Below are 25,367 nucleotides of genomic sequence, written 5' to 3'. Positions count from 1 at the left end.
AAAAAAGATTCTGATGTCTCGAATCGCAGGCGGCCCGGCACACCGGCCAGATGGCGTTCACTCCATCCGGCGCAGCAGCAGCGACCAGAAGTCGCGGCGCCGGGACAGGGTGGAAATCAGCACGTATTCCTGCAGCGTATGCGCGCCGTCGCCGTCGGCGCCCAGGCCGTCCAGCGTGGGCACGCCCATGGCCGAGGTGAAGTTGGCGTCGCTGCCGCCGCCCGTCATGGGCGCGTCTTCCAGGACGAAGCCCGCCTGCTCGGCATAGCCCTGCGCCTGGGCCAGCAAGGCGGCCGAGGCGGCAGTTTTTTCCATGGGCGGGCGATTCAGTTCGACGTCTATGTCCAGTTCGACGTCGGGGCCGACGGCGCACAGGCTGCGCATGCGGCGCAACACGGTTTCGGCCGCGCCCATGGTGGGCACGCGGAAGTCCACCACGCAGCGGCAGTGGGCCGGCACGGTGTTGGTGACGGTGCCCCCGGAAATCGTGCCCACGCTGACCGTGATGCCGTTCGGATAGTCGGTCATGCCCTCCAGCGCCAGGACCTGATGCGCCATTTCGCGGATGGCGCTGCGGCCTTTCTCGTGCTGCATGCCCGCATGCGCGGGCCGTCCTTTGACGCCCAGGCGCAGCATGCCGGTGCCCTTGCGCGCCGTCACGCACTTGCCGCCGTTGGGGCGCGCCGGCTCACATACCAGGGCGCACTTGGCGCGCGCGGCATAGCGTTCCGTATAGGGCCGCGAGGCGTGGCTGCCTATTTCTTCGTCGGGCACCATCAGGAAATCGACGGGCAGGCGCGTCGCGCCGGCCTGCGCCAGGCCGCCCAGGGCCTCGAGCGCAAGATAGATGCCGGCCTTCATGTCGTAGACACCCGGCCCGTACAGGCGGTCGCCCTCGATGCGGCAGGGGTTTTCCTGCAGCGTGCCTATGGGATGCACGGTATCGAGGTGCCCGATGACCAGGATGCCCGGACGATCGTCGCCGGGCGCGCGATTGCCCACGTACAGCAGCGGCCCGACGCCCTCGCCCAGCGGCGTGACCTCGGTATGCAGGCCGGCGGCGTCGGCCTGCGCGCGCACGCGCTCTACCATGGCGGCCACCCCCGCGGGCGAGTTCGATGGGGATTCGCAGCGGATCCAGTCCTGGATGCCTGCGACCAGCTTGTCGGTGTCAGTAGTCATGGCAAGAAAGCATACACAGGCGGCGGCGATCCGGCAACGCGTCCGCCAGCGTACGCGCGCATCGAGTCAAAGACCATCAGGCCACGTGATTTCCCGCCAGCTCGGCCAGGGCCTGCGCGCTGGGCAGCCTGCCCTCGAACCACAGGCTGGCGCAAGCGGCGGACATGGCGCGCCCGTTGTGGCCTATGCCAGGCACCGTCTGCAGCGTCCAGTTGCAAGGCAGCCCGCGGGCGGCGGCCTCGCGCCGGCCGGTCTCCAGGTAGTTGTGCGCCCTGGCATAGCGGTGCGGGCCCTGGCGCAACGCCGCCTCGCCCGATGGCAGGTTGGGGTCGTCGGTGGCAGTGTCCTGGTCGCCGGCCAGGATGGTCAAGGGGTATGCCAATAGCCGCGCCAGATGCGCATCGTCCAGGCCCACGCCGCCCAGCCCTTCGGGGAAAGCATGATCGAAACCGGGCAGCGTATACCAGCCGGCATTGGCGCAGGCGGCTGCGTGGAAGCGCGCATGCGGCTGGCTGCTCATGAGGCGATGCACGAACTGCCCTCCCGCGGAATGCCCGAACAAATAGGCCTGGCCCCGGCTCACGCCCGCAGCGCGCAGCGCGTCCACGACGCGGCCTACCAGGGCATAGCCCCAATCGTCCACGGGCCGCGGGCTGCCGTCGGGGGTATCGAAAACGGCGCCGTTGTTGTAGTTGTCCGCCCCCTTCCAGGCCTCATTCGAGAACGTCGGCGCCACGATCAGCAAGCCGTGGCGGTCCGCGGCCGGGATCCAGAAGTCGCGGTAATCGTCGCCGTTGCGCAGCATGCCATGCTGCACGATTACCAGCGGACGGTCGGGCGCATAGCCTTGCGGCCGGTAGGTATTCAGCGTGACGGGCCGGTCCGGGTTATGGCCTTGGTCGACATAGGGTATGGCGTTGCGGCCGGTCTGCGCGAGCTCGCGGGCGAGATCGGCGCCATGGCTGTGATTCTGGGCATGGGTGTCGCTGGACATGTCGGGAACGATCCTTCTCTCGGTTGGTTCAGTGGTCTCAAGGATTGAGGTGGCAGGCCGACCAGTGGCCCGGTGCGATCTCCCGGAGTTCCGGAGTCTGCTCGCGGCAACGCGGCAGCGCTTGCGGGCAGCGCGGGTGGAACGCGCAGCCCGGCGGCGGGCTCAAGGGCGACGGGATCTCGCCCTTGATCGGGATGAACTTCCGGCCGCGCCGCTTGATATCGGGCACCTCGGCGAGCAAGGCTTGCGTGTATGGATGGTTGGCGCGCGCGAAAATCTCGGCAGCCGGCGCGCGCTCGACGATCCGGCCCAGGTACATGATGGCGACGTGATCGGAAATGTGCCTGACCACGCCCAGGTCGTGGCTGATGAACAGGTACGTCAAGCCGTGCCGCTCGCGCAGGTTCATGAAGAGGTTGATCACCTGCGCCTGGATGGACACGTCCAGCGCCGCCACCGGCTCGTCGCACACCAGGAAGCCGGGCGACACCATCAGCGCCCGCGCAATGCCTATGCGCTGGCGCTGGCCGCCGGATATCTGGTGGGGATAGCGGTCGCGGTATTCGCGCTGCAGGCCGACCTCGGACAGTGCCTGGTCGACACGCCCGGGAACCTGCGCGGACGGCACCAGCCCGTGGACCTTCAGCGGTTCGCCGAGGATCTGGTACAGGCGCTGGCGCGGATTCAGCGAGGCCTGCGGGTCCTGGAAGATCATCTGCACGCCCAGCGTATAGGCCAGCCGCTCGCGGCCCTTGAGCGCCGCGACCGGGCGGCCCTGGTAATACAGTTCTCCTTCGGTCTGGCGATACAGGCCGGCGACCATGCGGCCCAGCGTGGACTTGCCGCAGCCGGATTCCCCCACCAGGCCCAGCACTTCGCCATGCCGTATGACGAGGTCGACGCCATTGACGGCGTGCACGACGCGGCGATCGACGGGCCGGCCGGCCAGCGCCAGTATGCGCTGCGCCAGGTCGGGACGCCGGCTCTCGAAGCGCTTGTGCAGATTGCGCATTTCGATGACCGGCGCGTCGGGCTGAGCGGCGCGCGCGCCGTCGTGGCGCTGCGACGCGACATCCTCGTGCAAGGCGCCACGATCCCCGCCGGCATCGCTTAGCCTGGGCGATCCGGCGCCGCGCACAGGATCGGCCTCCGGTTCCAGGGCAATATGCTTTTCGGGGAAAGTCATGCCGCCCCCTCCTTCGCTTCCAGCGGCAGATGGCAGCGGTAGCCGCGCTGCCCTTCCTCGGTAAGGCCGGGCTCCTGCTCGGCGCAGCGCGCGATGGCTCGAGGGCAGCGGTTGCGGAACGCGCAGCCGCCGGGGCGGCCCGTCAGGCTCGGCGCCATTCCGTCGATCTGCCGCAAGCGCGCGCCCGGCGCCGCGGCGGCGGGCATGGATTCCAGCAGGCCCTTGGTATAAGGATGGCGCGGCGCATCGAGCACCTCGCCGACCGGCCCCGACTCGACGATGCGGCCGGCATACATGACGGCGACACGGTCGGCCAGTTCCGCCACCACGCCCAGGTCGTGCGTGATCCAGATCAGCGCCGTGTCGTTGTCGCGGCAGATTTCCTGCATGCGATACAGGATCTGGCCCTGGATGGTCACATCCAGCGCAGTAGTAGGTTCGTCGCAAATGATCAGATCGGGCCGGTTCAGCATGGCGATGGCGATCGCCACGCGCTGCCGCATGCCGCCGGAAAATTCGTGCGGATAGCTGTCCAGGCGCTCTCCGGGCGAGGGGATGCCCACCATGCCCAATGCCTCGCGGCAGCGTTCGCGCGCCGGCCCGGCCGCCACGTTTTCATGCGCCTGTATCGCCTCCATCATCTGTTCGCCGATGCGCAGCACCGGGTTGAGCGTCATCAGCGGATCCTGGAAGATCATGGCGATGCGGTCGCCACGCAGGCGCCGCATGCCCTCTTCGTCGAGAGCGCGCAGGTCGCGCCCCTTGAACAGGACCTCGCCGGCCACGACCTCGCCGGGCGGATCGATCAGGCCCAGCAAGGAAAAGCCAGTCACCGATTTGCCCGAGCCCGACTCGCCGACCAAGCCCAGTATCTCGCCGCGGCGCACGTCGAGATCCACGCCGTCCACGGCCGGCCACGCCCCCGCCTCGGTATGGAACGCGGTGCACAGGCCGCGCACCTGCAACAGGAAATCGCCTTGCGTCATCGCGGATCCAGGGCGATGCGCAGCCGATCGCCGACGATATTGATGGCCAGGATCAGCGCCAGCAGCGCCACGCCCGGGAACATGCTGATCCAGTAGTCGCCCGACAGCAGGTACTGGAAGCCGTTGGCTATGAGCAGGCCCAGCGAAGGCTCGGTGACGGGCACCCCCACCCCCAGGAAAGACAGGGTCGCTTCCAGCGCAATGGCCGAGGCGATGTGGATCGTGGCATAGACCACCACCGGCCCCAGGCAATTCGGCAGCAGGTGGCAGACCAGGATGCGCCAGGTCGGATAGCCCAGGTTGGCGGCGGCCTCGACGTATTCTTTGTTGCGCTCTTGCAGGGCCCGGCTGCGCATGATGCGGGCGTAATGCGCCCATTGCACGATGACCAGGGCCAGGATGACCTTGTCGACGCCGCGTCCCATCATGGCCAGCAGCACCAGCGCGACCAGGATGGTGGGAAAACCCAGGATGAAGTCGACCAGGCGCATGATGAGGGTGTCGACAAAACCGCCCACATAGGCCGCGACCAGCCCGGCCATGCTGCCTATGGCGGCGGAGATGCCGACCGCCGACAGCCCGACGATGAGGCTGATGCGCAGGCCGTACAGGATGGCGCTGAGCATGTCGCGCCCCTGCGAATCCGTGCCCAGCCAATAGATATGGCCGTCCATCGCATGCGCCCCGGGCGCCAGGCCGCCATCGAGCAGGTTCAGCCCGGCCAGGTCGTAGGGGTTTTGCGGCGCCAGGTACGGGCCGGCGAACACCAGCACGATCAGCACCGCGAGGAAAATCGCCGAGCCCTTCACCGTGGGCCGGCTGCGCAGCTTCTTGAGGATGGCGGCGCGGCGCGGCGTCTGCGCCAGGGGCGCAACGGGCGGCGTGCGTTCGCTGCTTGCGGACTGTGTCATGGCGGCTTATTGCGTGGCGGCGGCCAGTTGCACGCGCGGGTCGAGCGCGGCGTACAGCAGGTCGACGACGAAGTTGACGACTACGAAAATCAGCGTGGCCAGCATCACGTAGGCCACCACCACCGGGCGGTCGAGCTGATACACGCTGTCGATGAGCAGCTTGCCCATGCCGGGCCAGGCAAAGACCGTTTCGGTGATGGTCGAATAGGCGATCAGGCCGCCGAATTCCATGCCCACCACGGTGACGACGGGGATGAGGATATTGCGCAGGATATGGCGCCGCACGATGCGGCCCGGGCGCAGCCCCTTGGCCCGCGCGAACTTCACGTATTCCTGCGACTGCGCCTCGGCGACGCCCGCCGCCGTCAGGCGCAGCACCAGGGCGATATTGCCCAGCGCCAGGTTGACGGCCGGCATGGCGATGTGCCGCCAGCCGCTGGCGGTGAATATCGACAGCGGCACGCCCAGCACCGATACCGTGTCGCCGCGGCCCGAGGCGGGCAGCCAGCCGAGCCAGACCGCGAACATCAGGATCAGCATCATGCCCTGCCAGAAATTGGGCAGGGAATAGCCCAGCACCGAAGTCGCCATGATGCCGCGCCCGAGCACGCGGTCGCGGTACAGGCCCGCCACCAGGCCCAGCGGAATGCCGATGGCGCAGGTCAGGAATATGGCTACCACTACCAGTTCGAAGGTGGCGGGCATGCGCGAGATGATGAGATCTATGGCCGGGGTGCTGTAGACGAAGGAATTGCCCAGGTCGCCGTGCAGCGCCCCCCACAGGAAGATGAGGTACTGCTTCCAGATCGGCTGGTTCAGCCCCAGGTGCGCGATCAGGTCGAGGCGATCCTGCACCGTGGATTCAGGGCTGACCAGCAGTTCGACCGGGTCTCCCACCGCATAAACGGCGAGAAATACCACGATCGAAACCGCCAGCAGCACGAACAAGCTCTGGATCAGCCGGCGCAAGGTAAACAGCAGCACGCTATGGCCTCGTCGCTATCGGTACGGCACGCATGAACCGCGGCGCTCAATGCACTGCGTGCACGGAAGTGGCGAGCGTGTACTGATCCGCCCGCCCTTCGTAGGTCAGGCCCTTGCGGAAGGCCCAGATGGAGCTTTCGAAATGCAGCGGGATGCACGGCAGGTCGGCCAGCGCCAGGTTCAGCGTCTTGCGCAGCAGGGCCGCCCGCTGGTCCGGATCGATGGTGGTCAGGGCCTTGCGGAACGCCTGGTCGAGTTCCGGATTACTGTAGCGCCCATAGTTGCTGGTGCCCAGCCCCAGGTCGGGCGCATAGGAAGTGATCCAGTATTGCGGGAACGACGAACCGTCATCCGAGGACCAGCCCCCCAGCGAGAAGCTGAACTCGCGCTTGGCGCGCTTTGGAAAATACACCGCGCGCGTCATCGCGTCGACCTTGGTGCGGATGCCCACGCGCGAAAGATATTGCGCCACCGCCTGGGCGATCTGGCCGTCGTTGATATAGCGGTCGTTGGGCGACGAGATGGTCAGGTCGAAGCCGTCCGGATAGCCGGCCTCGGCCAGCAGCTTCTTGGCGGCTTGCGGGTCGTACTTGAGCACCGGCGGATTGGGCAGCGCGCCGAACATGTTCTTGTGGATGAATTGATAGGCCGGCGTCGCCATGCCGCTCATGATGCGCTCGGCGATGGTCTTGCGGTCTATGGCCATGGAGATCGCGCGGCGCACGCGCACGTCCTGCAGCGGGTTCTTGCCGTTGGGCGCCTTCACCATCGGGCTCGGGCTGCGGCCCACGTCGAGCTGCAGGAAGATGACGCGGTCCGAGGGCGTGGCCACGTAGCCGAAGCCCGGCGTCTTCTTGATGCGCGGCAGGTCGCGCGCGGCGGGGCTCTCGATCACATCGAAGTCGCCCGCCAGCAAACCCGTGAGACGCGGCCCGGCGTTGGGCACGGGAACGAATTTCACATCTTTCCATTCGGGCTTCTTGCCCCAATAGCCGTCGTTGCGCACCAGTTCTATGCCCACCCCTTTCACATAGGACTTCAGCTTGTAGGGGCCAGTGCCGATCGCGTCCTTGCCGTCGTTGAAGTCTTCAACCCGGGGCCAGGGGCCGGTCACGCCGCACTTGTGCGGCAGATCGAAGGTGATGGGCCCGTGCTGCACGATGCCGCTGGACAGGATGGCGGCGCGCGTCAGGTCGTGGGGCAGCAGCGGATAAGGCGCGCGCGTGGTGATGCGCAGCGTATGTGGATCGGAGGCCTGCACGTCCTGCAGCTTGTTCACGATGGACTTGAACGCGCCCGATATGGCCTGCGGGTTGTTGACCATGCGGCAGAACGTGAAGATCGCGTCCTGCGCGCTGAACGGCGCGCCATTGGAAAACTTGACGCCCTGGCGCAGATTGAACACCCAGGTCTTGTCGTCCAATGTCTTCCAGGAAGTGGCCAGCAAGGGCGCCAGGTTTCCCTTGGAATCCTGCCCCACCAGTGTGTCGAAAATCTGTGAGTCCAGGGCGCCGTTGGGTGTGGCCTGGTGATAGTGCGGATCGATCGCGGTGGGTTCGGACGCCAGGCCTATCTTGAGCGTGTCGCCATGGCCCTGGCCATGGGCGCAGGCCGCAAAACCCAGCGCCGCGGCCAGGGCGGCCGCGGCATGCATGCGAAAGCGAAGGTGGAAGTCGTACACGGTCAGTCTCCTAGGAATGCTTGGATTTTTATATGTTTGCGGCTGCGGCCGGGCTCCGGCGCAACACGCCCGGCGGGAGCGTGGAATCAAAAAAGCACGAGGCGCGAAGCCGCAGGCCATGCAAGCCGAAGAGGTGCTGCAATGCTGCCGTCTCTTTGATTCCAGGCCTGCTTCAGGCGATGATCCGGGCCAGCCGCACGACGGTCACGCCGGGCCGCAAATTGGCCGCCGGCATGATCAGCACGCAGTCGTCGTAAGGCGCCGCCACGGGCTGCTCGTCTTCCCAGCCTATGAGCGTGCCGGCGGGCAGGATTTCCAGGCCCTTCCAGGGCTGTGCGTAGCGGAACTTGCCGCTGGGCGTGGCGACGGCCTCGGTCACCTTGAAGGCCCGCTGGCGCGGGGCGTCCGGCGTGAACCAGTCGGCGGGCACATCGGCGCGATCGATCGTGCCGGCCTCGACCAGGAAGCGCGCCATCTGGTCGATGGCGACGCCGCGCGCTTCGGGCGCGCCATGAAAGCCGCATTCGATCAATAGCGAGCGTGTGCCGTTTTCGCCGGGTTCGGCGTGGCGGCCGTAGTCGCGCATGCGCACGCCCGCGGCGTGGCCGGCGTCGGCGATGATGGTGGCGGGGGTGCCCAGCTTGAGCGCCAGGTCGATATTGCGCTGTTGCACGCCGGACATTTGCAGAGGGACTTCGGACACGGACATGGAATGGAAATCCATGAGCCAGTCGGCGCGCTCGACCCAGGGAAGGATCTCGGCGGCACGGCGGCGCTCGCTGCTGCTCGGGTCGGACAGCTTGTCGGGGCTCCAGACGCGATTGAAGTCTTCGTCGACGAAACGCGAAGGCAGATAGTCCTGCTGGTCGAAGCGATCGAAGGCCGCCAGATTGCAGAAGGCCAGGGTCAGGGCGCCGCGGCGCGGCCGCAAGCCGCTGCCGAGGAAGGTCTTGAGCGCCCAGGCGCCGCACAATTCGTTGCCGTGCACCAGCGCGGTGAGCATGACCGGCTTGCCCGGTACGCCCGAGTCGAAATGCCAGACGCCGGCGGTGCCGGTATTGCCCTGGCGCTCGGCGGACAAGTCCGGACAGGCGAGTTCGAATGGACGCAGCGGTGTAGCGGTAGAGTTCATCAACAGGCCCCGTGTGAGCTTCGACCAAAGCATTCTAGGGGCCTTATGCTTTCTCTACAATTAGAATATTATGGAATGTCCTTGCCTTTTCGGCAAAGATAAGATTGCATGGACCGATAGACTTGTGCAGTCCGCAAGGGCCGCATAAACGACACGGATTCCTGCCCCCGCGCAAGAGACGGCGCCGGGCTACGCAAGGCCGGCGCAAAACCCAACCCAGCCCTCCTCATCCCTATCCATGCATGGCATCGCATTGAAATATTTCGTGGAGGTCGCCCAGGAGGGCAGCCTCAGCGCGGCATCCAGGCACTTGCATGTTGCGGTGTCGGCCATCAGCCGCCAGATCGCGGCCCTGGAAGAAGAAGTGGGGGCGCCGCTGTTCGAGCGCGCGGCGCGCGGCATGGTGCTCAGCGAGGCGGGCCGCTTGCTGCTGGCCCATGCGCGGCGCACGCTGATGGAATCGGCCGCAGTGCTGCAACAGATCGCCAGCCTGCAAGAGGCGCCGCGCGACGAGATCAGGCTGGCCGCCTCGGAAGGCGCGGCCCGGGGCTTCCTGGCAGAAGCCATGGCCGTATTCCGCAAACGCCATCCCAATACGCGCTTCCGCATGCACGTCGCGACGCCCGGCGAAGCCATGCGCATGACGGCCGAGGGCGAAGTCGACCTGGCGGTGTCGTTCTCGGTGGCGCCCGGACGCGGCGTCAAAGTGCTGCACTCCTGGCGTACTCCCGTCTACGCGATCATGGCGGCGGGCCATCCCCTGGCGGGGCGCGCGTCGGTCACCTTGCCGGAAATCATGGACTATCCCCTCGCCCTGACCGATGGCAGCAGCACCGCGCGCCACCTGCTGGACCGGGTCTGCGCCCTGGACGGCCTGACGCTCGAGGCGGCGCTGTCCTCGAACTATTCCCCCGCCCTGCATGTCTTCGTGCGCCATTCGGACGCGATCGTGTTCGCGGGCTATATGTCTGTGGCATCGCGCCTGAAGCCCGACGGACTGGTCGCCCGCCCGGTCGCCAGCGCCGAACTGCAGTCCCGCAATATGCAGATCCAGGTCATGGAAGGACGGCTGCTGCCGCCGCATATCGGCGCCTTCATCGAGCACGTCAAGGCCATCGTGGACGAGATCGAGGCCCACCAGCCTTGAGAGGCAGGCGGCTCGGCGCGCCGCGGCATACCCGGAATCAGCCCGCGCCAGCGGCAGCCCTGGTCTTGCGGTGCCATTTGGCCGCGAGATGCCGCCCGCCCATCACCACGACCACCCCGCCGACGATCCATACCCACATGGGCACGGCGCCTGCCGCCTCCGGGGATGGGCCGAACACCACGTCGTGCATGATGCGGCCGGGCAGGAAGGTGAAGAAGGTGGCCAGCAGCAGCGCGTTGTAGAACGTAGCCTTCATGAGCTCGGCGTGCAACTGGACCTTGCGCTGCCGGATGGCGACGTAGGCGCGCACCAGCAAGACCAGCGTAATGACCGACAGGATATGGATGGGACTCCACTGCCCCCAGGTGCGCAACTCGTGGATGAAGAAGGACGACAGGACGGCGACCAGCATGGCCGCCGCCCAGATGCGCCCCGACCAGCGATGGCTGGGAGTGCCTTTTCTGCGCGCCAGCACCACGACGCCCAGCGCAAGCGCGAATATCGCGGCCCAGGCGTGAACCTGTATGACGGCCGACGCGGAAGTAAGTGGGGCAAGGCTCATGTGTCGTGCTCCTGGTCATCGTGCCCGCCGGAGGCGGCTGGTGGATGAATTTTATCCTGCGGGCGGCCGGCGCGGCGCGAGGTCCCTGGGATATGCCGCCCAGCGCCGGACCTGCCGGTCTATTTGCCGGTCTATTTGCCGGTCTATTTGCCGGTTTGTTTATCGGTTTGTTTATTGCCTTGCCTGACGCATTGTCGGCGCCCGGTCTACCGGCCGGGCTTCGGGCCGGCCCTGGCCCTTGCCGCCGCGTCTGGTGCCGCAAGCTTCAACGCAGCAGCACCAGGTGCGCAACGGTATCGGGGCCGCAGCAGACCACGGCGTTCTGCCGATAGCGGCGGCCCAGCGCGGCCGCCTCTTGCCGGGACAGGCCCAGCGCCAGGAAACTCGCCTCGGCCGGCCAGCCGCCGCCTGGATGCCGCCCTTCTCCGCCGAAATACGCCAAGCCGAGCGTTTCGAGTTCCCCGCGCAGGCGTTCCTGGGCGGCCGCATTGGAGGCCTCGTCCAGCAGCTTGCCATAGGGATTGCAGGCCGTGAGAAACGCCGCACTGTCCACGCCGCGGCGCCGGTAAAGCGCGTCCAGCTCGATGCTCGGCATGCCTATGCGCAGCGCGAAGGGCTGCGGCAACTCGGTCACGAGGTAATGCGTTTCCCGGTAGGCGCGCAGCGTATCGGAAGGAATCGAGGTATCGGACATATTGAGCCTTGCCGATCATGCCGGTCGCGGCAAGCGGGTCTTTGATAGCGGCGCGGACAAGAAGACAAGGGTCACCAGATAAGAGTCGCCCCACAGCTGGCCATGGTCCACAGACAGTCAGTCATAGTCCGCCAGCCACCCTATTGCCCGGCCGGCTATTGAGCTATTGCGCTATTGGACTGTCGGGCTATTGTCTATCAGCAGCAACGCTACCATAATTCGCATATGGAGAAACCCCAGCGCGCGACGCGCGCCCGATTCTGCCGACTGCTGACCGCGGGCCTGGTTGCGGCGCTGCTGGCCGGCTGCGCCGGCGAATCGGGGCTCAGGCGCGGCAGCAACCTGGCCTCTTACCGCCATATCACCATCGATGCCAGCAAGCGCCAGGACGTGGCCCTGACCGCCATGGGCCTGATCGGCACACGCTACCGCTACGGCGGCTCCAGTCCCGATTCCGGTTTCGACTGCAGCGGGTTGATAGGCTATGTGTTCGAAAACGCCACGCGCCATGCGCTGCCGCACAACACCGAAGACATCGCGGCGATCAGCCGCCCGGTGCCGCGCGGCGAACTGAACGTGGGCGACTTCGTGTTCTTCAACACCCTGCACCATTCCTATTCGCACATGGGCATCTATGTGGGCAACGGGCAATTCGTCAATGCGCCCTCCACCGGCGGGCGCGTACGCATCGATTCCCTGCACAGCCCCTATTTCGCGCGCCGCTACGAAGGCGCGCGCACCCTGTTCCAGGAATAAACGCCTGCGGGCCGCAGCGGCGTGCAAGCCACGCTGCGACCCCGACGCTCGAACCTTCCATGCCGGAAACCTCATGCCAGCAATCTCGTTTCGGCAATCCTGTTCCGGCAAACGATTATTAATATAAGATAGTTCGTCCAGGAGGAGACCCGAGATGAAACTGAACGCATATGCCGCCGCGCTGTCGGCCGGCGCCTTGTTGTGCCTGTGCGCGCCCGGCATGGCACAAACGGCAGCCGACAAACCCGCACAAAACGCCCCGGAGGCCGCCGCCGACGCCCCGCCCATCAAGATAGGCGTGCTCACCGACCTGTCCGGCGTGGTGGCCGACGCCACCGGCAAGGGCTCGGTAGAAGCCGCCCGCATCGCCGTGGAAGAAGCCGGAGGCAGCGTGCTGGGGCGGCGCATCGAAGTCATCGCCGCCGACCACCAGCACAAGCCCGATGTGGGCGCATCGATTGCCCGCCAGTGGTACGACGTCGACGGCGTGGACGTCATCGTCGACCTGCCGAATTCCTCGGTGGCCCTGGCGGTACAGAACATCGCGCGGGCCAAGAAGAAGATCGTCATGTTCTCCAGCGCCGGCACGACCGCGCTGAGCCAGGCGCAGTGTTCGCCCTACGGCGTGCAATGGACCTACACCACCTACGCGCTGGCGCGCGGCACGGCCAGCGCCGTGGTCAAGACCGGCCAGAAGAACTGGTTCATCCTGGCCAGCGATTATGCCTTCGGCAAGCAACTGGCCAAGGACACGTCCGACGTGGTCAAGGCCAACGGCGGCAAGGTGCTGGGCACCATCTACCACCCACTGAACGCCTCGGACTTTTCCTCCTTCCTGCTGCAGGCGCAAAGCTCGAAGGCGCAGATCATCGCCCTGGCCAATGCCGGCGGCGACACCATCAACGCCATCAAGCAGGCCGCCGAATTCGGCATCGGCAAGGGCGGCCAGAAGCTCGCCGCCATGCTGCTGATGATCACCGACGTGCACAGCCTGGGCCTGAAAGCCGCGCAAGGCACCTACCTGACCACCCCGTCGTACTGGGACGCCAACGACGGCACGCGCGCCTTCACCAAGAAGTTCGAGGCGCGCATGGGCAAGCCCCCCACCTTCCTGCAAGCCGGGGTCTATGGCTCGGTGCGGCACTACCTGAAAGCCGTCAAGGCTGCGGGCACCGACGATTCCGACAAGGTCATGGCCAAGATGCGCCAGCTACCCATCGACGACCCGTTCAGCCGCCATGCCCACCTGCGCCCCGACGGACTGGTGGTGCGCGACATGCTGCTGGCCCAGGTCAAGACGCCCGAACAATCGACCAAACCCTGGGACTACTACCATATCGTCGCCACCATCCCCGGCGAGGACCTGGTATGGCCGCTGGCCGACAGCACCTGCCCCCTGCTCAAGCACGCAGGCAAGTAGGGGCGCATGCGGGCGGGCATGGCGGGCGCGCGCCGGCCGCAGCCGCACGCACACGCACGCACACGCATGCACACGCATGGACATGCACGGCATGCAGGTATGCGCACATGCGCATGCCTGATACCATGCATATGAACATCTTCATAACACCACCGAGCCAGAGATGAACCCGAAAACCCGCGGCCTTGCTCGTTTCGGCAGCTTCTACGCCGGCGGCAGGCAGATCCGCGTCAGCGGCCAGCCGGTGCGCACCATTTCCTTCACACAGACCGCGCCCTACGAATACGACCCCAATGGCCTGTTCCATATCGAGCAGGCATATGTGCAGTACTTCATACCGGCCGAGCCTGGCTGCGAACTGCCCCTGGCCATGCTGCACGGCGGCGGCATGTGCGGCACCATGTGGGAACACACGCCCGACGGGCGCGATGGCTGGGTCCAGGCCTTCGTGGCGCAGGGCTTCCCGGTATATGTCATCGACAATGTAGAGCGCGGTCGCGCCGGCTGGGCGCCCTTTCCGGGCATCTGGCCCGACGCCCCCATCGTGCGCAGCGCCGAAGAAGCCTGGAGCCTGTTCCGCTTCGGCACTGCCGGCGACTTCCAGGCGCGCCGGCCCTTCGAGGGCCAGCGCTTTCCTGTGGAACACCTGGACACCTTCATCCAGACCGCCGTGCCGCGCTGGCTGTCGAACAACGACACCGCAGTCGACACTCTGTGCGCGGCGCTGGAACGCATCGGCCCTTGCCTGCTGATGACGCACAGCCACGGCGGCGAGGTGGCCTTCCGCGCCGCGGCGCGCCGCCCCGACCTGGTGCGCGGCATGGTGGCGATCGAGCCCTCGGGCTTCTGCATCCCCGCAGAAGTGCCGGCCCTGGGCGCGCGCGCCTGCCTGTTCGTCTACGGCGACTACCTCGACGCCACGTCCACCTGGCAAATGCTCACGCGCCGCGGCATCGAATTCCGCGACGCGCTGCTGCGCGCCGGCATCGAGGCCGACTGGTGGGAACTGCCGCGCATGGGCATCCAGGGCAATTCCCACATGCTGATGATGGACGACAATAGCGACGAGATCGCGCAGCGAGTCGGGGAATGGCTGCTGCAGCGCTATTGAACGGATCTCGATTCCCCCGGCGCAGCCGGGCTTGACAGACAGCACGTAGCATCCCGAACGCTCGGGCTCTGGCACCGGGGATGCGTGCGCCATGGCCCGCACGCAAACGCGCCAGGCGGCGGGCCCGCATGCCCCCTTCCGCCGGGAAGGGGCAAGACGAATCGCGCAGCACCCTATTTCGCGCTGTCTTCTGCATGCCGCGCGTCGAAGTCCCAGACTTTCTGGAAGCCCATCAGCAGGCACAGTTCCTCGAACGGGTACAGGTCCTTGCCTTCGAGCTCGCGGGTGCCGCGACGCGCGAGAATCGGGGCGTAGGCCTTTTGCAGCGCCTGTACGGCGGCCAGCAGGCCGGCGACGGGATAGATGGCCAGCGAGAAACCCAGCGACTGCAATTCCTGCGGGGTGAGCTGTGGGGTACGGCCGCCCTCGACGATATTGACCAGCAGCGGCAGGTCGAACGACCTGCCGATGATTTCGAGCTCTTTTTCGGACTCGGGCGATTCGATGAACAGCACGTCGGCGCCGGCCTTGGCGTATTGCTCGGCGCGCCGCAAGGCTTCGTCCAGGCCGAGAGAACTACGCGCGTCGGTGCGCGCCACGATCAGGAAGTCGGAACTGCTGCGGCTTTCGGCCGCCACCCGCAGCTTCTTGACCATGTCCTGCGCCGACGTAACGCGCCGGCCGCGCGTGTGGCCGCACTTCTTGGGAAATTCCTGGTCCTCGAGCTGTATGCCGGCCGCGCCGGCACGCTCATAGCCCTGTACCGTGTGCGCCACGTTCAGCAGGCCGCCATAGCCGGTGTCGCCGTCGCAGATTATGGGTGTGCTGCTGGCGCCGCAGAATGCCGATACGCGGTTGAGCATGTCAGTATAAGAGGCCAGCCCCGCATCGGGCAGGCCCAGGTACGAGGCGACCGAGCCGAAGCCCGTCATGTACAGGCAATCGAAGCCCATGCGGTCGGCCAGTTTCACCGAGATCAGGTCGTAAATGCCGGGGGCGACGAGTATCTCATCGCCCTCGAGTTTCTGTTTCAGAGTGTTCATGCTTGCTCCTGCTTGCAAAAATTACAGCTTGTCGATTTCCTCCAGGGTGCGCTTGCGGGTCTCGATGCCCAGCAGCAGCATCACGACCACCAGGAACAGCAGCGCCCCGATGATCAGGGTCAGCACGCCGTTGACGCCACCCGTGGCGAACAAGGTGACGATGACCTGCGGGGTGATGATCCCGGCTACGCGTCCCAGCGTATTGGCCACGCCGTTGCCGCGCAGCCGCACATCGGTGGGGAACAGCTCGGGCACGTAGGTGGCCACGCCCAGCGCCACCAAGAGGTAGGTCAGTGTGAAAAGAATGAAGCCCAGCAGCGTCGCCATGTAGATCGACGACGATGACAGGTACAGCCAGCCCGTGATTGCCGCCAGCAGGCACACCACGGCGATGCCGTACTTGCGGCCCACGCGATCCGAGATCAAGGCGCCGATCAGCGCGCCCGCCGGGCCGCCGAGCGACATCAGCGTGGCGTAGCCCAGCGACGAAGACACCCCCAGGCCCTGCTTGACCAGGAAAGTCGGCACCCACACGATGAAGCCGTAAATGACGATATTGACCACGACGTGCACGCATATGCCCAGCACCGTGCGCCGCAGATAAGGAGGCTTGAACAATGCCGCGCTGCCGAGCCGCTTTTCCGCAGCGGCGGCGACGGGCCGCGGCACGGGCAGCCGGGATGCATCGTACTCGCTCTCGATCTCGGCCATGATGCGCTCGGCTTCGGCATCGCGCCCGCGCGACTTCAGCCAGCGCGGCGATTCGGGCATCTTGCGGCGCAGGTACCACACGATCAGCGCCCCTACGCCGGCGATGGCGAACATCACGCGCCAGCTCAGGTGCGGGATGATCAGATAGCCCAGCAGCGTCGAGAAGAACAACGCCGAATTGGTGATGAGCGACAGATAGGCGGACCATTTGCCGCGCACACCGGGCGGTACGAACTCGCCCAGGCAGCCGTAGCCGATGACGATCTCGGCGCCCAGGCCCAGGCCCATGAAGAACCGGCATACGATCAGCCAGTCCATCGAGGGCGCAAATGCCCCCGCCAGCGAGGCGATGCCGAATATCGCCAGATTGAACTGGTAGCTGAACTTGCGGCCCTTGGCATCGCCCAGGTAGCCGGCGACGAAGGCGCCGACCAGCATGCCGATGAAAGTCATGGACAGGAACGAAGCGTTCGAGCTGATGTTCGACCAGCCGCTCTTGACCAGCGCCCCCAGCACGCCCCCGGCCAGATAGATGTCGAAAGAATCGAAGAACATCCCTGCGCCGATCAGCCAGATGATGCGCTTGTGGAAACCCCCTATCGGCAGCCGGTCCAGCCGCGCCCCGATGTCTGCCGTACCCGTACCCGTTTGCATCGTCTTCCTCCTGTAGGTTTTTACTGGTGTTCAGCCGTTATGTGTATTGGGCCGCCATCCGGGCCCAAGCCTTGCTATGCCCGCCCGCCGCGCCGCCTGGGCACGGCCGGTCGCTCCGCCGCCGGGCGGCTCTCTTTTGCCAGATTGCCCAGCATCGAACTCCTGCCATGCAGAATGTGGCTCTTCATGACGGCCTGCGCGAGATCTGCGTCGCCGGCGCGTATCGCCTCTATCATGTCGAAGTGCTGCGCGTTGCTGCGCAGCCGCTCTTGTTCGGAATAGCCGCGGAAGGTCCACTTGATGAGCGGGATCTTCTTGATCGCGTTCAGCGAGGCGCACAGCACCTGGTTGTCGGAACGCTCGGTGAGCAGCATGTGGAAGCGGTCGTTTGCAAGCTGGCGGCGCGTGACCGCCTCGGGCGTCGAGCCGCGATTCTCGGCCATGTCTTCGGCCAGGCGGGTGAGCTCGTCCAGGTCTTGCGCCGTGATGTGCGGCACCGACTGCCCCACGAGATAAGGCTCGATCAGCGCGCGGGCGTCGAAGATTTCCTGCACATGCCGCGCACTCCACGTATTGACGCGCACGCCCTGGTTCTTCTTGATTTCCAGCCAGCCTTCGGCCGCCAGTATACGCAGCGCCTCGCGCACCGGAGTACGGCTGATGCCGAGGCGCTCGGCAATGGCCTCTTCGCGAACGAAGCCCCCCGCCGGCAGGCGTCCTTCCTCGATTTCCCGGGTGATGTGCTCGTAGGCGGCATGCACCGACGAGCTCATCAAGTGGGTGGGGGCTTCCAGATTTTGCATACGATCCAGGGAAAATTTTGCCTATTTAAGCAGAATTTTCCCTGGTTTGTATACGATTTTATGAACACGGCAGGCTTCGCGGCCTATCTTTGCGGCCTATCTTTGCGGCCTATCTTTGCGGCCTATCTTTGCGGTCTACCTTTGCGGTCTACCTTTGCGGTCTACCTTTGCGGCCTGCCTACGCGACCTGCCGTTGCGGCTTACGTGCCGCAACCCCGCGCTCACTCGTTGACGGTAATGTGCTCGGCCTTGATGAGGCCGCCCCACTTCTTGGTGTCGTCGCGGATCAATTGCTGGAACTGCGCCGGCGTGCCGGTGGCGATTTCGACGCCCGAGGTATCGGCATAGTGCTGCGCGGCCTGGCTCTTCATGGCCGTGGCCACCGCCTTGTTCAGGCTGGCGATGGTGGCGGCAGGCGTGCCGGCCGGCGCGAAAATGCCGTACCAGTTGCTGGCGTAGACGTTCTTGATGCCCAGTTCATCGAAAGTCGGCACATCGGGCAGCCGGGGCGAACGCTTGGAGGCGGCGATGCCGATGGCGCGCAGCTTGTGGTCGTGGATAAAGGGCAGCAGGCCGGAAATATCGCCGAAGAAGCCGCCCACCTGGCCGGCCACGGTATCGCGTATGGCCGGCGCCGCGCCTTTGTAGGGCACATGCAGGATATTCGCCTTGGTAGCGATGCGGAACAGCGAAATCGCCATGTGCGGCATGCTGCCTATGCCCGAGGACGAAAGCGTCACGCCGCCCGGCTTGCTTATTGCCATGTCCAGGAACTGCTGGACCGAGGTGGCCTTGCTGGATTCGGGCACGACCAGCACCTCGGGCGTGGAGACCAGCAGGGAAATCGGCAAGAAATCCTTGGCCGGATCGTAGCTCAAGTGGGCATACAGAGTCGGGTTGATGGCGATGGCGCCGGCCGAGCTCAGGAACAGCGTGCGGCCGTCGGGCGCGGCGCGCTTGGCGAAATTGGCCGCGATGGCGCCGTTGCCGCCGGGCTTGTTCTCGACGATGACCGTGGCGCCGAGGCTGGGCTCGAGTTCCTTGGCGAGCACGCGGGCCAGCGTATCGGCCGGGCCGCCGGGCGGGAACGCCACGACGATGGTGGTAGGCGGGGCCGCCTGGGCGCCCAACGACGCCGTGCCCAGGCACAGGCCCAGTGCGAGCCTGCGCAACAATGTCTTATGCAGTTTGATCATGATGTCTCCCTTCCCCGCTAATGGCGAGGTTTGTGGTGCTTGTCAGCTTGTGATGTTTGTAAGTCAGTCGCAGCGCGCGCTCATGCCGCCGTCCACACGCAGCTCGGTGCCGGTGATGAACCTGGCTTCGTCCGAGGCCAGGAACAGCGCCGCATTGGCCGTATCCCTGCCGTCGCCCATGAAAGGCAGCGGAATGCGCGACTGGCGCTGCGCCAGCAACTGGTCGACATCGCCGCCCGCCCGCTGCCCGGCCAGCCTGACTTCGACCATGGGCGTATGAAGCTGGCCCGGGATCACGCAATTGGAACGTATGCGCTGAGGAGCGTATTCCACCGCCATCACGCGCGAAAACTGGATTACGCCGGCCTTGGCGCTGGCATAGCCCACCTGCGCCGAGCCCGTCCAGCGTATGCCTGAGGTGGACGCGATATTGACGATGGCGCCCCCGCCTTGTTCCTGCATGTGCGGCAGCACGTGCTTGCAGGCCAGGAAAACGCTCTTGAGGTTGTAGTCGAGCTGCGCATCCCAGTCGGCCTCGGACAGCGCCACCGGACCGCCCTTGCGCGAGCCGCCGACATTGTTGACCAGCACATCGATGCGGCCCCAGGCCTGGATGCAGGCCTGCACCATGCCCTGGATCGCCGCATCCGCAGTGACGTCGGCAATATGGGTGAGGATCTTGCCGCCCGCCTCGCGCACACGCTGCACCGTTTCTTCCAGGGCTTGCGGATTCCGGTCCACCGCAAACACCCGTGCGCCTTCCTGCGCAAAACGGCAAGCGATGGCGCGGCCGTTGCCCCATCCCGGGCCGACGCTGCCGGCCCCCGTCACGATCGCCACCTTGTCTTGTAATCGACCCGCCACGATATCTTTCTCCTTGTCGCGCCTGCGTCAGGCATCCGCCGCGCCGCCGAACACCGGCAGCCGGCCCGCTTCCTGCGGCTCTACTTCGAACACATTCAGTGTCATGGAAATCAGCGTGTAATAACCCGCCAGGCCCACCAGGTCGACCACCGCGTCCCGGCCCAGGGTCTCGATCGCGGTTTCGTACAAGGCCTGCGGCACCGAGCGCCGCTCTATGAGGGTGTGCACGAATTCGTACACCACGCGTTCGTCGGCCTGCAGCAAGGGCGGCGCCTCGCCCGCGGCAAGCGCCTGGGTGGCTTCTTTGGGGATGCCCGCCTGGCGCGCCAGGGGCTCGTGCGCCCACCATTCGAATTCCGAATTCCAGCACGCCGCCACCGTCAGGATGGCCAGCTCGGACAGGCGCGGCGGCAGGCTGGAATCGTAGCGGCAGTATTGGCCCAGGGCCTGCGCCGGTTCCGCCAGTCCGGGACGATGCAGCCAGATGGCCAAAGGCCCCCGCACCCGGCCGCGCGGGCCCGATGCGATGGCCTCGTATACGCGCCGCTGGTGTACGTCCATCTGGTCGGCGGACGGCGGCTGGAGCCTCGGGTGCCGTGCCTGATTGGTCTTGCTGGCGTCGCTCATTGCCTCACCCTCGAGTCGAGTCGTCGGCCCGCCGGAACATGGTCCGCCGGGTGTTGTAGAAATTGGGCCGGACCCGGCTGCTCCAGGCCGTAGCCCTTACCGCGAGCCAGGGCTCGGAGCCGAAGGCCGCGCGTTCCGCCAGGTCGTAGGTGGCGTAATGGCGCGGCGCGCCCGTGCCCAGGTAGCGCCGTGCCCGCGCGGTGCCGGGCACAGCGGCCAGGCCTGGCATATGTTCCGTGCTGTACCAGGCATTGAAATCGTCTTCGGCCTCCGGCCGCACGTCTGTTTCTACAATGTAGTGCCATTCGGCATGGCTGCCGGAAGCATGCCCGGCCAGGTCCAGTGTATTGTGCAGGCCGACCAGCTCGGGCTGCGGGCATAGCGCCATGCAGGCGCTGCGCAGGGCCTCATGCAGCGCCGGGCCCGCATCCACCGCAGCTTGCCCCGCATCGGCGGCCAGGGCCAGGTAGACGTAGGTCAGATCGGCTTCGTCCGCATGCAGCACATCCAGCGTCTGCAGCTGTGCCGGGCTCAGCACCGCGCCCAGCGCAAGGCGCAGGGCCTGCGGCGAGTGCCGGCCCGCGAGTTTGATCAAAGTATCGGGCATGGTAGCCATATTCGTTTTCCTGCCTGTATCGTGTCTGCATCGGCCCCGGATCGGGGCCATGTCTTTATGCGTGTACGTCTTGCACACCCTTGCACGTCTTGCGCGCGGCAATGCGTCTACCGGTGCGCTTTGTCCCGCACGCTTTTCGCTATACGGGGTCGTCGAAGCCATAGAGCGCCTGCGGGTTGCGCACCAGTATGCCTTCCAGGGTGTCCGCATCCGGGCAAAGTTCGAGCAAGGTATTGATCGACTCGCCGTCGTCCGGCATGTCGCCATGCACCCGCGGATGCGGCCAGTCGGTTCCCCACAGCAATTGCCCGGGCATGTGTTCGATCAGCGCGCCGACGTAGGGCCGGCCGTCCGCGAACGGCCGCTTGCCGCTGCTGGAGACGCGGTCTATGCCCGAGATCTTCACCCACGCGCCGGGCCGGCCCCGCAGCGCCAGCAAGGCCTGGAAATGGGGGTTGTCCAGCCCTTTGTCGGACGCTACCCGCGCCATATGGTCGACCACGACGGGCGCGCCCAGCTGCAGGAACCAGGGCAGCACTCGCGCCAACGAATCTTCGTCGCCGTGCAGGCACAGGTGCCAGCCGTGGGCCGCGATCAGGCCCGCGACACGTTCGACCTCGGCGCGCGGGGTGCCATCCAAGTGCGACATGTAATGAAAACGCGCGCCGCGTATGCCGCCCTCGTGCAAGCGGGCGATCTCGTCGGCCTGCACCCCGGGCGCCAGCAGCGCCACCCCGCGGCACTGGCCACGGCTGGAGGCAATGGCGGCCAGCACCGCCGACATATCGTAGCCATGGCAGGCGGCCTGGACCAGCACGGTGCGCTCCAGACCCAGCTTGGCGTGCATGGCCAGCAGCTTTTCATAGGGCGCATCGGGCGGCGTGTAGGGCCGCGGCTCGGCGTAGGGAAACACCGCGGCCGGGCCGAAGATGTGGCAGTGCGCATCGCAGGACCGCGCCGGCAGTGCGCGCAGCGGCGCCTGGATATCGGTGCGCGGAGGGGCGTAATCGACCATGGCTGTTCCGTTGTGACAATGACGCCATGATGCCCCGGCCACGGCGGCGGCGGCAAGCAGGCGGAGAGGATTTCTGATATACGGAAAACGTATATCATCTCCGTATGGACCTGAAACAGATCGACTATTTCATCGTCGTGTGCGAGCAGCGGAGCTTTTCGCGGGCCGTGGACATCCTGGAAGTGTCGCAGCCCTCGATCAGCCGCCGGGTGCAGGCGCTGGAACAGGAACTGGGCCAGCATCTGCTGCGCCGCACAGGCCGCGGGGTCGAGCCCACCGAGGCGGGGCTGCGCTTTCTCAACCACGCCCGCGCCCTGCAGCGGCTGGCCGCCCAGGCCAGGCTGGATCTGCGCAATTTCCGTTCGCCCGGCCGCGGCAGGCTGCGGCTGGGCCTGCCGCCGCGCGTGGCGCGGCGCCTGACGCCGCTGATCGTACAGGCCTTTCGCGCCCAGGCGCCGGGCTCGTCGATCAGCATCGCCGAAGGCCTGAGCGCCGACATGCGCGGCTGGCTCATCAAGGGCCGCATCGACTTGGCGCTGCTGTACGACCCGCTGCCGGCGGCCACGCTGTCGTGCGAGACCCTGCACCGCGAGGACATGGTGCTGGCCTACGCCCGCAGCCTGCGCCCGGCCCCGCCGCGGCGCATCGCGGCGCGCGACCTGGGGCGCTACCCACTGGTGCTGCCCAGCCGGCCCAATTCCATACGCATGCTGGTCGAAGACGCCTGCACCGATCTCGACGTGACCCTGCAGATCGTCGCCGAGGTCGACGTGGTGCAGACGGCGGTGCAAACCATCGCCTACGACCGGATCTGCACCATCGTGCCCCGTTCCGCCTTGCACGACATCCCGCAGTACCGCGCGCTGGCCTGCTCCGCCATCCACGACCCGGCCATCCGCAACAACCTGGTGCTGGCCACGCCCATCCACGGCCAGGAACGGCAGCTCGCCGAAACCGCCGCGCACATCTTGCGCGGGATAGATATGGCCAAGTGCATGGTGTAAGCGAAAACCGCAAGGGGAAAGCCGCGACGATTACCGGCATGGCCCAGCACCAAAACATCCCCGGCGCGCCGCTACAAACCGCGGAATATTTGGTTGGAGCGGCTGCCGCAGGCGCTGGCTCCGCCTGTACTCTGACAGCCGGCGGGGAAAACCTTTAGGGCCTCAGGCGTATCTTCCCGAGGAGATGCCCGCCGCCCGGCCCATCATCGAGCGAGTCTGTGCAAGCGCCACCGCCGAATAGACGCAAGGCCATGACGAACGCCGCCGGTCCTGAGCGGCAACCCTAGGTTTTTTTGCTTCAACCCGTTATCACCAGCCACACGAGCAAGCCCGGCTCAGGAGGGCAGATTCAGGTAGTGGCGCGTCAGGTCCAGGAACTGGCCGAGCCGCGGATCGAGCCCGGTTTCCTGCTGCACGATGCCAGCCACGCGGGGCGCCACTTCGGCCGCCAGGCGAGCGTCGAGGAACAACAGGCGAAAACGCCGCGCCAGTACGTCCTCGACGCAGCGGGCATATTCGTAGCGCACAGCAAAACGCACCATCGCGGCGCTCAGGCCCGGCACGATCTGTACGTCGCTGCCTTCCAGCGCCTGTACGCAAGCGGCCTCGGAACCATAGGCGTCCAGGCCCGGAGGCTGGCTGATGCGGGTACGGCGCTTGGCCCCGATGGCGCCGACCAGCTTGAAATCGGCCGTACGACTGGGCACCAGGGAATCGAACAGGCCAGTCTGCACGCATTTGTCCAACACGTCCTCGGCCATGGCCCGGTAGGTGGTCCACTTTCCGCCCGTCACGGTGACCAGGCCGCTGGGGCTGGCCAGCACGGTATGCTCGCGGCTGATCTTCTTGGTGCTCTCGCCGTCCTCGTCGTCGGGCGGGCGCACCAGCGGCCGCAGCCCCACCCAGATGCTCTTGACGTCGGCGCGCGTGGGCGCGCGCTGCAGATAATGCGCGGCCTCGCTCAGGATGAATTCCACCTCGCGGGCGTAGGCGTCGGGTTCGAGCGCAAGGTCGTGCCGCGGCGTGTCGGTCGTGCCCAGCACCAGCTTGCCCAGCCAGGGCACGGCAAACAGCACGCGGCCGTCGCGCGTCTTGGGCACGAGCAGCGCATGCTCGCCGGGCAGGAATTCCCGATCCACCACCAGGTGCACGCCCTGGCTGGGCGCAACCATGGGCTTGACACTGCGCCCCAGGGCCGCGCCGTCCTGGCGGCGGATCTCGTCGACCCAAACCCCCGCCGCGTTGACCACCGCACGCGCGCGCAATGTGTATTCCGAGCCGAATTCGGCATCCTGGCAGCGCAGCCCCACGATGCGGCCATGCTCGTGCAGCAGTCCGGTGACGCCGCAGTAATTGACCACCAGGGCGCCCCGCTCGGCCGCCGTGCGCGCCAGCGCCAGGGCCAGGCGCGCATCGTCGAACTGGCCGTCCCAGTATTTGACGCCGCCGCACAGGCCGCGCACGCGGATGCCGGGCAGGCAGCGGCTGGCGCCGGCGGCCCCCAGGAATTCGGTGGGCCCGAGCCCCGCCTTGCCCGCCAGCATGTCGTAGATTTTCAGGCCGGCGCCGTAGAACGGCGTTTCCCAAAACTTGTAGCTGGGCATCACGAAGGCCAGCGGCTGCGCCAGGTGCGGCGCATTGTGCAGCAAGGTGGTGCGCTCGTGCAGGGCCTCGCGCACCAGCGAGACATTGCCCTGGGCCAGATAACGGACGCCGCCGTGCACCAGCTTGGTGGCGCGCGACGAAGTGCCCTTGGCGAAATCGTGGGATTCCAGCAGCACCACCGACAGTCCGCGCAGCGCGGCGTCCAGGGCCACGCCCAGTCCGGTGGCGCCGCCGCCGATGACGGCGAGATCGTATTCCCGCGGCTGGGCCAGGGCCTCCAGCAGTCTGGGCCGATCGGTGAGTCGAGGCTGGGGATGGGCGGATGTCGGCATAGCGCGGGCGCGGGAAATTCGTTTGACGTACCGGCCGATGCGGCATCGGCCATCCAGGAAATACGCATACCGCCTTCGGATAGCGGAGCTCGGCGGCGGCCGGGCGGATGTTCCGCCACCCCCGGGACGCCCGCTGCCCAGGGCGGCGATC

At 66.5% G+C, this 25,367-nt stretch carries 24 protein-coding genes; 5 read left to right on the top strand and 19 right to left on the bottom strand.

The genetic code is table 11. From position 1 onward, the window contains the following. Positions 1 to 57: 57 nt before the first annotated feature. The 8 genes from KVP10_RS13615 to KVP10_RS13580 all read right to left on the bottom strand — a co-directional run bounded on the left by KVP10_RS13615 (position 58) and on the right by KVP10_RS13580 (position 9,056). Positions 58 to 1,182 (bottom strand): M20 family metallopeptidase, encoded by a 1,125-nt coding sequence (locus KVP10_RS13615; protein ID WP_217965144.1) that lies wholly within the window; start codon positions 1,180 to 1,182, stop codon positions 58 to 60. A gap of 76 nt (positions 1,183 to 1,258) precedes the next feature. Continuing rightward, entirely contained in the window at positions 1,259 to 2,176 is a 918-nt protein-coding gene (locus KVP10_RS13610) for an alpha/beta hydrolase family protein (protein WP_217965143.1), read from the bottom strand. Positions 2,177 to 2,213: 37 nt separating this feature from the next. Then, positions 2,214 to 3,188, bottom strand: a complete 975-nt coding sequence (locus KVP10_RS13605) for an ABC transporter ATP-binding protein (protein WP_217965260.1) — start codon at positions 3,186 to 3,188, stop codon at positions 2,214 to 2,216. 170 nt (positions 3,189 to 3,358) lie between these two features. Continuing rightward, a complete protein-coding gene (locus tag KVP10_RS13600) occupies positions 3,359 to 4,348 on the bottom strand; it encodes an ABC transporter ATP-binding protein (protein ID WP_217965142.1) in 990 nt (329 codons plus the stop codon). Continuing rightward, complete coding sequence (locus KVP10_RS13595; protein WP_217965141.1) at positions 4,345 to 5,259, bottom strand: ABC transporter permease; 915 nt, start codon at positions 5,257 to 5,259, stop codon at positions 4,345 to 4,347. The genes KVP10_RS13600 and KVP10_RS13595 overlap by 4 nt, the downstream gene beginning before the upstream one ends. A gap of 6 nt (positions 5,260 to 5,265) precedes the next feature. After that, a complete protein-coding gene (locus tag KVP10_RS13590) occupies positions 5,266 to 6,243 on the bottom strand; it encodes an ABC transporter permease (RefSeq protein WP_217965140.1) in 978 nt (325 codons plus the stop codon). Between the two features lie 46 nt (positions 6,244 to 6,289). After that, positions 6,290 to 7,897 (bottom strand): ABC transporter substrate-binding protein, encoded by a 1,608-nt coding sequence (locus KVP10_RS13585; protein WP_217965259.1) that lies wholly within the window; start codon positions 7,895 to 7,897, stop codon positions 6,290 to 6,292. 199 nt (positions 7,898 to 8,096) lie between these two features. Next, positions 8,097 to 9,056, bottom strand: a complete 960-nt coding sequence (locus tag KVP10_RS13580; RefSeq protein WP_217965139.1) for a M14 family metallopeptidase — start codon at positions 9,054 to 9,056, stop codon at positions 8,097 to 8,099. A gap of 253 nt (positions 9,057 to 9,309) precedes the next feature. Here KVP10_RS13580 and KVP10_RS13575 point away from each other — a divergent pair, with 253 nt between their 5' ends. Then, complete coding sequence (locus KVP10_RS13575; protein WP_246600660.1) at positions 9,310 to 10,203, top strand: LysR family transcriptional regulator; 894 nt, start codon at positions 9,310 to 9,312, stop codon at positions 10,201 to 10,203. 37 nt (positions 10,204 to 10,240) lie between these two features. Here KVP10_RS13575 and KVP10_RS13570 read toward each other — a convergent pair whose 3' ends face one another. Together KVP10_RS13570 and KVP10_RS13565 are read right to left on the bottom strand one after the other, a co-directional pair. After that, the gene (locus KVP10_RS13570) at positions 10,241 to 10,765 is read right to left on the bottom strand and encodes a DUF2306 domain-containing protein (protein ID WP_217965137.1); all 525 of its coding nucleotides are present in this window, start codon (positions 10,763 to 10,765) and stop codon (positions 10,241 to 10,243) included. Positions 10,766 to 11,030: 265 nt separating this feature from the next. Continuing rightward, entirely contained in the window at positions 11,031 to 11,459 is a 429-nt protein-coding gene (locus tag KVP10_RS13565; protein ID WP_217965136.1) for a DUF3293 domain-containing protein, read from the bottom strand. Between the two features lie 225 nt (positions 11,460 to 11,684). Between KVP10_RS13565 and KVP10_RS13560 the strand changes: the two genes are divergently transcribed. From KVP10_RS13560 to KVP10_RS13550, 3 genes are all read left to right on the top strand, one after another. Next, positions 11,685 to 12,215, top strand: coding sequence for a C40 family peptidase (locus KVP10_RS13560; protein WP_217965135.1), 531 nt, complete (start codon positions 11,685 to 11,687; stop codon positions 12,213 to 12,215). 220 nt (positions 12,216 to 12,435) lie between these two features. Further along, positions 12,436 to 13,635 carry an ABC transporter substrate-binding protein gene (locus KVP10_RS13555; RefSeq protein ID WP_217965258.1) on the top strand — a complete coding sequence of 400 codons (1,200 nt, stop codon included), beginning with the start codon at positions 12,436 to 12,438 and terminating at the stop codon, positions 13,633 to 13,635. Positions 13,636 to 13,798: 163 nt separating this feature from the next. Then, a complete protein-coding gene (locus KVP10_RS13550) occupies positions 13,799 to 14,746 on the top strand; it encodes an alpha/beta hydrolase (RefSeq protein ID WP_217965134.1) in 948 nt (315 codons plus the stop codon). Positions 14,747 to 14,919: 173 nt separating this feature from the next. Here the strand turns inward: KVP10_RS13550 and KVP10_RS13545 are convergent, their stop codons facing one another. The 8 genes from KVP10_RS13545 to KVP10_RS13510 form a co-directional block, all read right to left on the bottom strand. Next, complete coding sequence (locus KVP10_RS13545) at positions 14,920 to 15,789, bottom strand: isocitrate lyase/PEP mutase family protein (protein ID WP_217965133.1); 870 nt, start codon at positions 15,787 to 15,789, stop codon at positions 14,920 to 14,922. 21 nt (positions 15,790 to 15,810) lie between these two features. After that, complete coding sequence (locus KVP10_RS13540; protein ID WP_217965132.1) at positions 15,811 to 17,154, bottom strand: MFS transporter; 1,344 nt, start codon at positions 17,152 to 17,154, stop codon at positions 15,811 to 15,813. A gap of 74 nt (positions 17,155 to 17,228) precedes the next feature. Beyond that, positions 17,229 to 17,957, bottom strand: coding sequence for a GntR family transcriptional regulator (locus tag KVP10_RS13535; RefSeq protein WP_217965131.1), 729 nt, complete (start codon positions 17,955 to 17,957; stop codon positions 17,229 to 17,231). A gap of 221 nt (positions 17,958 to 18,178) precedes the next feature. Next, entirely contained in the window at positions 18,179 to 19,153 is a 975-nt protein-coding gene (locus KVP10_RS13530) for a Bug family tripartite tricarboxylate transporter substrate binding protein (protein WP_217965130.1), read from the bottom strand. A 63-nt stretch (positions 19,154 to 19,216) separates the two neighbouring features. After that, entirely contained in the window at positions 19,217 to 20,017 is an 801-nt protein-coding gene (locus KVP10_RS13525) for an SDR family NAD(P)-dependent oxidoreductase (RefSeq protein WP_217965129.1), read from the bottom strand. Positions 20,018 to 20,044: 27 nt separating this feature from the next. Further along, positions 20,045 to 20,644: a carboxymuconolactone decarboxylase family protein gene (locus KVP10_RS13520; protein WP_246600659.1), complete on the bottom strand. Its 600-nt coding sequence runs from the start codon at positions 20,642 to 20,644 to the stop codon at positions 20,045 to 20,047. Positions 20,645 to 20,648: 4 nt separating this feature from the next. Continuing rightward, complete coding sequence (locus KVP10_RS13515) at positions 20,649 to 21,260, bottom strand: DUF4286 family protein (protein ID WP_217965128.1); 612 nt, start codon at positions 21,258 to 21,260, stop codon at positions 20,649 to 20,651. A 139-nt stretch (positions 21,261 to 21,399) separates the two neighbouring features. Beyond that, a complete protein-coding gene (locus tag KVP10_RS13510) occupies positions 21,400 to 22,275 on the bottom strand; it encodes an amidohydrolase family protein (RefSeq protein WP_217965127.1) in 876 nt (291 codons plus the stop codon). A gap of 104 nt (positions 22,276 to 22,379) precedes the next feature. Between KVP10_RS13510 and KVP10_RS13505 the strand changes: the two genes are divergently transcribed. Next, positions 22,380 to 23,279 carry a LysR family transcriptional regulator gene (locus KVP10_RS13505; RefSeq protein WP_217965126.1) on the top strand — a complete coding sequence of 300 codons (900 nt, stop codon included), beginning with the start codon at positions 22,380 to 22,382 and terminating at the stop codon, positions 23,277 to 23,279. A 335-nt stretch (positions 23,280 to 23,614) separates the two neighbouring features. Here KVP10_RS13505 and KVP10_RS13500 read toward each other — a convergent pair whose 3' ends face one another. Beyond that, a complete protein-coding gene (locus tag KVP10_RS13500) occupies positions 23,615 to 25,216 on the bottom strand; it encodes a glycerol-3-phosphate dehydrogenase/oxidase (protein WP_217965125.1) in 1,602 nt (533 codons plus the stop codon). Positions 25,217 to 25,367: the final 151 nt, after the last annotated feature.

The sequence above is a fragment of the Candidimonas humi genome (assembly GCF_019166065.1).
In the GTDB taxonomy this organism is placed as follows: domain Bacteria; phylum Pseudomonadota; class Gammaproteobacteria; order Burkholderiales; family Burkholderiaceae_B; genus Candidimonas; species Candidimonas humi.
The sequence above is the reverse complement of the archived record's forward strand: the minus strand, read 5'-3'. Positions and strand labels throughout refer to the sequence as shown.

Coding starts and splice junctions, on each gene's coding strand:
- KVP10_RS13565 (WP_217965136.1), bottom strand. CDS start 11,459: ATGTCCGATACCTCGATTCCTTCCGATACGCTGCGCGCCTACCGGGAA.
- KVP10_RS13500 (WP_217965125.1), bottom strand. CDS start 25,216: ATGCCGACATCCGCCCATCCCCAGCCTCGACTCACCGATCGGCCCAGA.
- KVP10_RS13570 (WP_217965137.1), bottom strand. CDS start 10,765: ATGAGCCTTGCCCCACTTACTTCCGCGTCGGCCGTCATACAGGTTCAC.
- KVP10_RS13585 (WP_217965259.1), bottom strand. CDS start 7,897: ATGCATGCCGCGGCCGCCCTGGCCGCGGCGCTGGGTTTTGCGGCCTGC.
- KVP10_RS13510 (WP_217965127.1), bottom strand. CDS start 22,275: ATGGTCGATTACGCCCCTCCGCGCACCGATATCCAGGCGCCGCTGCGC.
- KVP10_RS13560 (WP_217965135.1), top strand. CDS start 11,685: ATGGAGAAACCCCAGCGCGCGACGCGCGCCCGATTCTGCCGACTGCTG.
- KVP10_RS13535 (WP_217965131.1), bottom strand. CDS start 17,957: ATGCAAAATCTGGAAGCCCCCACCCACTTGATGAGCTCGTCGGTGCAT.
- KVP10_RS13530 (WP_217965130.1), bottom strand. CDS start 19,153: ATGATCAAACTGCATAAGACATTGTTGCGCAGGCTCGCACTGGGCCTG.
- KVP10_RS13550 (WP_217965134.1), top strand. CDS start 13,799: ATGAACCCGAAAACCCGCGGCCTTGCTCGTTTCGGCAGCTTCTACGCC.
- KVP10_RS13555 (WP_217965258.1), top strand. CDS start 12,436: ATGGCACAAACGGCAGCCGACAAACCCGCACAAAACGCCCCGGAGGCC.
- KVP10_RS13600 (WP_217965142.1), bottom strand. CDS start 4,348: ATGACGCAAGGCGATTTCCTGTTGCAGGTGCGCGGCCTGTGCACCGCG.
- KVP10_RS13515 (WP_217965128.1), bottom strand. CDS start 21,260: ATGGCTACCATGCCCGATACTTTGATCAAACTCGCGGGCCGGCACTCG.
- KVP10_RS13605 (WP_217965260.1), bottom strand. CDS start 3,188: ATGCGCAATCTGCACAAGCGCTTCGAGAGCCGGCGTCCCGACCTGGCG.
- KVP10_RS13505 (WP_217965126.1), top strand. CDS start 22,380: ATGGACCTGAAACAGATCGACTATTTCATCGTCGTGTGCGAGCAGCGG.
- KVP10_RS13540 (WP_217965132.1), bottom strand. CDS start 17,154: ATGCAAACGGGTACGGGTACGGCAGACATCGGGGCGCGGCTGGACCGG.
- KVP10_RS13615 (WP_217965144.1), bottom strand. CDS start 1,182: ATGACTACTGACACCGACAAGCTGGTCGCAGGCATCCAGGACTGGATC.
- KVP10_RS13520 (WP_246600659.1), bottom strand. CDS start 20,644: ATGAGCGACGCCAGCAAGACCAATCAGGCACGGCACCCGAGGCTCCAG.
- KVP10_RS13595 (WP_217965141.1), bottom strand. CDS start 5,259: ATGACACAGTCCGCAAGCAGCGAACGCACGCCGCCCGTTGCGCCCCTG.
- KVP10_RS13580 (WP_217965139.1), bottom strand. CDS start 9,056: ATGAACTCTACCGCTACACCGCTGCGTCCATTCGAACTCGCCTGTCCG.
- KVP10_RS13545 (WP_217965133.1), bottom strand. CDS start 15,789: ATGAACACTCTGAAACAGAAACTCGAGGGCGATGAGATACTCGTCGCC.
- KVP10_RS13610 (WP_217965143.1), bottom strand. CDS start 2,176: ATGTCCAGCGACACCCATGCCCAGAATCACAGCCATGGCGCCGATCTC.